4 protein-coding genes and 1 pseudogene are annotated in these 4,899 nt (G+C 75.9%); 1 reads left to right on the top strand and 4 read right to left on the bottom strand.

What is annotated here, in order from left to right; translation table 11 throughout:
* Positions 1-341 precede the first annotated feature (341 nt).
* The 3 genes from ACFWJ4_RS40820 to ACFWJ4_RS40810 form a co-directional block, all read right to left on the bottom strand.
* Positions 342-488 carry a hypothetical protein gene (locus ACFWJ4_RS40820; protein WP_380554327.1) on the bottom strand — a complete coding sequence of 49 codons (147 nt, stop codon included), beginning with the start codon at positions 486-488 and terminating at the stop codon, positions 342-344.
* 19 nt (positions 489-507) lie between these two features.
* On the bottom strand, positions 508-1,224 hold the full coding sequence (locus ACFWJ4_RS40815; protein ID WP_380554324.1) for a hypothetical protein: 717 nt from the start codon (positions 1,222-1,224) through the stop codon (positions 508-510).
* A gap of 124 nt (positions 1,225-1,348) precedes the next feature.
* A complete protein-coding gene (locus ACFWJ4_RS40810) occupies positions 1,349-2,290 on the bottom strand; it encodes a TIGR01777 family oxidoreductase (RefSeq protein ID WP_380554321.1) in 942 nt (313 codons plus the stop codon).
* A gap of 245 nt (positions 2,291-2,535) precedes the next feature.
* On the opposite strand from ACFWJ4_RS40810, the gene ACFWJ4_RS40805 reads away from it, so the two are divergent.
* On the top strand, positions 2,536-3,786 hold the full coding sequence (locus ACFWJ4_RS40805) for a cytochrome P450 (protein ID WP_380554318.1): 1,251 nt from the start codon (positions 2,536-2,538) through the stop codon (positions 3,784-3,786).
* A 27-nt stretch (positions 3,787-3,813) separates the two neighbouring features.
* Here ACFWJ4_RS40805 and ACFWJ4_RS40800 read toward each other — a convergent pair.
* Positions 3,814-4,899: pseudogene (locus ACFWJ4_RS40800) on the bottom strand (hypothetical protein); the annotation flags it as partial.

Here is a 4,899-nt window from a genome sequence, read left to right as displayed (position 1 = left end):
CGTGCTCGAACTCGTCGAGGGCGAGGTCCTCGCTCTGCACCGAGTTCACCAGCCCGGTGGCGGGGTCCGCCGTGTGCCAGCACACCGCGTCGAACTCCAGCACCGGGCGCAGCAGTTCATCCGCCCGCCGGAAGACCTCCGAAGCCGTCAACCCCGCCCCCGCGAGCTCCCGCATCCCCTCGACCGCCGACCGTGCCGCCACCCCACGCGCCCTGCATCGCCCCATGCCGGGAAGCTAGCATGCCGTTCGCACTCGCACCCACGCGTCCGGGCACGCCCGCCTCCCGCGCACGGAAGTCCGGGTCCGCACAGGATGACGTATCGTCAGAAATGCTCACGGATCATCTGCTTCGCTCTCCGCGCCGCACTCGGGCGGAGGTCCGGCGCCAGTCCAGGTACTGCTGGCGGACGTATGCGCGCGCGTCGTCGCCGTCGGCGGTGACGCCGTCGTGCTCGGTCAGGTTCCCGGCCGCGATCCGTGCCCCCACGACCTGCCCCGTGTCCTCGTCACCGTCCGCCAGCGCCAGGCGGTCGGCCCGGGCGGCGGTGCGCAGCAGGTACTCGCCGCCGCTTGCGGGGCGGGCTCTTGGCGGTGCTGCGGCTGGCGGCCAGGTCCTTCCCCTCCTCCTCGACGCCCGGGGCGTCCGCGTAGGCCTGGGCCGCCGTGGGCACAGGCCCGGCCGGCACGGTGCGCACCGGCCGGGACGGCAGCGGCGGCAGCCCGCGGACGTGGAGCACCTCGTTCGCGAACTCCGGCCGGTCGACGGGAAGTCCGCGCCGGCCGAACACGGCGAACAGCTCGGCGAGGGCGCGCGGTTCGGTGCCGCGCGGCAGGTCGTCCCCGGTGACGTCGATCCGGCCGAGCTGCGGGCCCCAGAATCGGCCCGGCGGGTCCGCGAGGCGCAGCCGCAGGGTGACGTGGTGGCCGCTGGTCTCGACCTCCTCCCCGAACTCCATGGCCAGGCCGCGGATCTCCGACCAGGGGTAGCGGCGCGGAACCAGCAGCCGGACCAGGGTGAGGCCCTGCTCGTCCTCCCGCAGCCAGCAGGTGTGCGGCACCGCGACGGCCACCGTGACGGCGATCAGCGCCCCGATCAGGGTGGCCTCGCCCGGGCCGGTGGCACCGGATCCGACCAGCGCGAGCATGGCCACCACGGCCAGCGCGAGGCCGATCCCGATGTTGCCTCCCCACTGCCGCAAGAACGCCAGCCGTACCGTCCGCATCCCGCCCCCTGCTGTCCCCGGTGTGTGGCTCCACGCTCCCGGGAGCCGCCGGGCCCGGGCAAGCGTCGGCGCAGAGCTGTGACGGCCCCGTGACGAAGCCTCGGCGCCGCGCTTCGACGGCGGGCTACCGCCCGCGCAGCCGCCGGACGAGGTTGCGGGCGGCCTCCGGCCAGCTCGGGTGGTCGAAGGCGAAGCCGGCGTCGAGCAGGCGGGTCGGGACGACGCGCCTGCTCTTCAGCAGCAACTCGGTGTCGGAGCGCAGCGCGAAGGCGCCCAGCTCGGCCATCCAGCGGGTGGCGGGCAGGGCCAGCGGCATGCCCCAGGCGGCCCGCAGCTCGCGCATGAACTCGCGCTGGGGCAGCGGGTTCGGGGCGGCGAGGTTGACCGGGCCGGTGAGGTCCTCGCGGGCGATCAGGAACTCGACGGCGCGGGCGAAGTCCCGCTCGTGGATCCAGGAGACGTACTGGGCGCCGCCCGCGACGGGGCCGCCGGCGCCGAGCCGGGCCAGCCAGGAGAGCGCGTCGAGGGAGCCGCCGCGTTCGGGGCCGAGGACGGCGGCGGTGCGCAGCGCGACCCGGCGGGTGTGCGGGGTGTCGGCCTCCGCCTGGGTACGCTCCCAGGCCCGGGCGACGTCGATGCTGTGCCGCCAGGCGGGCGGGGCGTCGGGCTCGCTGCCGCCGATCACGCCGTCCCGCTCGTCGTTGGGGGCGTCGTGGCGGTGGGCGTAGACGGTGGCGGTGCTCATCTGGAGCCAGGACGCGGGCGGGCGGCGGGCGGCCGCGACGGCCTCGCCGACGACGCGGGTCGACCGCACCCGGGAGTCCATCATCTCCTGCCGGTTCGCCTCCGTGTAGCGGCAGTTGATGCTGCTCCCGGCGAGGTTGAGCACGACGTCGGCGCCGTCGATCTCCGCCGCCCAGGCGCCGAGGGTCCGCCCGTCCCAGCCGACCTCCCGGGGCCCGGCGGGCCTGCGGCTCAGTACGACGACCTCGTGTCCGGCGGCGGTCAGGCTCCGGTCGAGCAGCGCCCCGAGCGCACCCGATCCGCCGGGAATGACGACCTTCATGGGCTCCCCCTCGTGCCTCGGCTCCTCGGAACCAGCCTAGCCCACTCTTCTGAACGCGTTCAATTCCACTGCTCGATCCGTTGCCGCTCGATTCGTCCTCGGACCCGCCACCCGGCTCGCCGCCCGGCCCGCCGCCCCCGGGCGACTGAAACCGTGCTGAAACCGCCTTGAAGGCGGACCCCGGCAAGCTTTTGGCCATCGGAAAGCCCGCCACGAGGCGGCAGAGCGCTGAAGGAGCACCCGGCATGACCACCACCCCCGTCCGGCTCACCCCCGAGGACATCGAGAACCCCGCCGGCGCCTACGCCCGCTTCCGCGGACAGCGCGAACTGCCCCAGGTCGTCCTGCCCGGCCTGGACACCCCGGTCCGGCTGGTCACCCGCTACGCCGACGTCAAGGCCGCCCTCACCGAACCGCGGCTGGTCCGGGACCGCACGGGCATCGCCGCCCCGGCCGGCGCAGAATCCGACCCGCAGGACGAACTGATGGCCGCCGCCTTCGACGGCTTCCCGGCCGAGTACGCCAAGTACCTCTCCGGCCACCTCGCGCTGTTCGACGGCGAGGAGCACGCCCGCCGCCGCGCACCGCTGACCCGCGCCTTCACCGCCCGCCGGATCGCCGCCCTGCGGGGCTTCGTCGAGCGCACCGCCGACGAGCTGCTGGCCGGCCTCGCCGCCCGGGACGAACCGGCCGACCTGCTGGGCGAGTTCGCCTACCCGCTGACCACCCACCTGGTCTGCGAGCTGGTCGGCGTCGAGGAGGCCGACCGGCCCCGGGTCTGCGACTGGATCCGCGACTTCGCGTACGGCGACGGCAGCCGGATGATCGAGGGCCTGGTCGGCATCGTCGACCACGTCAGGGAACTGGTCGCCCGCCGCCGCTCCGAGCGCACCGAGGACCTCGTCTCCGCCCTGGTGCACGACACCCGCGAGGGCGAGCAGCCGCTGGACGAGGACGACCTGATCTCGATCGTCGTCCTGCTGATCAACACCGGCATCACCCCGCCCGCCCTGTTCCTCGCCCACGGCCTGCTCGCCCTGTTCGACCACCCCGACCAGCTGGCCCGGCTGCGCGCCGAGCCGAAGCTGCTGGAGCGGGCCGTCCCCGAACTGCTGCGCCACATCACCCTGGTCCGGATCGGCGCGACCCTGTACGCGGCCGAGGACTTCGAGTTCGCCGGGACGGCGCTGCGCGCCGGCGACCCGGTCACCGTCGCCCTGCTGGCCGCCGACCACGACCCGCAGGAGTACGGCGAGGCGCCCGAACGCCTCGACATCGCCCGGGAGTTCGGACGTGGCGACGGCCACCTGGCGTTCGGCCACGGCGCGCACTACTGCCTGGGCGCGGCCCTCGGCCGGCTGGTCACCTCGGTGGTGCTGGAGCAGGTGGTGATCCGGCGGCCGGAGGCGGCGCTGGGGGTCGCCCGGGACGAGCTGGAGTTCGGCCACTGGCCGGCCGACGGCTTCCACCTGCTGCGGCTGCCGGTGCGGCTCTGAGCGGCTGCCGTCGCGGCGGTCCGGGTCTCAGGCGTCCGGACCGCACGGTCGGACGCCCGCCAGCCGACGGGCCTCGGCCGCCAGGGCGGTGCGGTCCGCCGCCCCGTACTCGGCGATCGCCCGACGGCACTCCCCCGGGTCGGCCCGCTCGGCCTCGGCCCGGGCCTCCGCCGAGCCCATGGTCGGCCGGAAGTTGCGCAGGCAGCGGAACCGCTCGGCCAGCACGACCAGCCGCACGCCCGCCCTGGTCCGCTCGGGATCGCCGTCGCGGGCGCCCCGGTCCAGCGCCGCCAGGCCGAGTGCCAGCAGCAGCGCCCCGGCGAGCGGGCCCTCCACCAGGGCGGCCGGCCGGTCGAGCAGTTCGGCCAGCCGCTCCGGGAGTCCGGCGGCCAGGGCGGCCACCCGGTCCGGCTCGCCGTGCCGGGCGTGCGCGGCCACGCAGGCCGCCACCAGCTCCAGCGCCCAGGACGGGTCGGGGAGGGGCTCCGCGGGCGGCTCCGCACCGCGGGCGAGCAGTTCCGCGGGCGGCTCCGCGGCACGCGCGACCATGGCGACGGACCGCCGCCACAGCGCCAGCCCGGTCCGCACCTCGCCCCGGGCGAGGGCGATCTCCGCCCGGGCGCCCAGCTCGGGGGTGAGCAGGTCGACGGCATCGGCCGGCCGGTGCCGCACCGCCAGCTCCAGCCAGTGTTCGGCACCGTCCGGGTCCCCGGCCTGCAGACTGCCGATCACCATGCCCCAGCGCAGGCCCAGCATGTCGCTCCAGTCGCCGAGCCGGTCCAGCTCGGCCATCGCCGCACGCAGCAGCGGCAGCGCCTCGGCGCCGCGCTCGCCCTGCAGGTGCAGTTCGCCGAGGCGGGCGAGCGCGAGCACCCGCAGCCAGGGCACCGGCAGCGCCTCGACGGCCGCCAGCGTCCGCCGCGCCGAGGCGGTCGCCCGCTCCGTCTCCCGGGCGCGCTCCCACCGGTAGCCGGCCACCGCCTCGGCCACACCGGCGAGCAACGGTTCCGGGGCGGCGCACAGGACTGCCAGCGCGCCTTCGTCCGCTCGGCCGCGCCGAACTCGCGGACCGTCTCCAGCATCCGGAACCGTCCGCCGCTCGGGGTGTCGGCC

The organism is Kitasatospora sp. NPDC127067 (assembly GCF_042724755.1).
Taxonomy (GTDB): domain Bacteria; phylum Actinomycetota; class Actinomycetes; order Streptomycetales; family Streptomycetaceae; genus Kitasatospora; species Kitasatospora lactacystinica.
This window is presented reverse-complemented; position numbering and strand designations above follow the sequence as displayed.

Coding starts and splice junctions, on each gene's coding strand:
- ACFWJ4_RS40815 (WP_380554324.1), bottom strand. CDS start 1,224: ATGCGGACGGTACGGCTGGCGTTCTTGCGGCAGTGGGGAGGCAACATC.
- ACFWJ4_RS40810 (WP_380554321.1), bottom strand. CDS start 2,290: ATGAAGGTCGTCATTCCCGGCGGATCGGGTGCGCTCGGGGCGCTGCTC.
- ACFWJ4_RS40805 (WP_380554318.1), top strand. CDS start 2,536: ATGACCACCACCCCCGTCCGGCTCACCCCCGAGGACATCGAGAACCCC.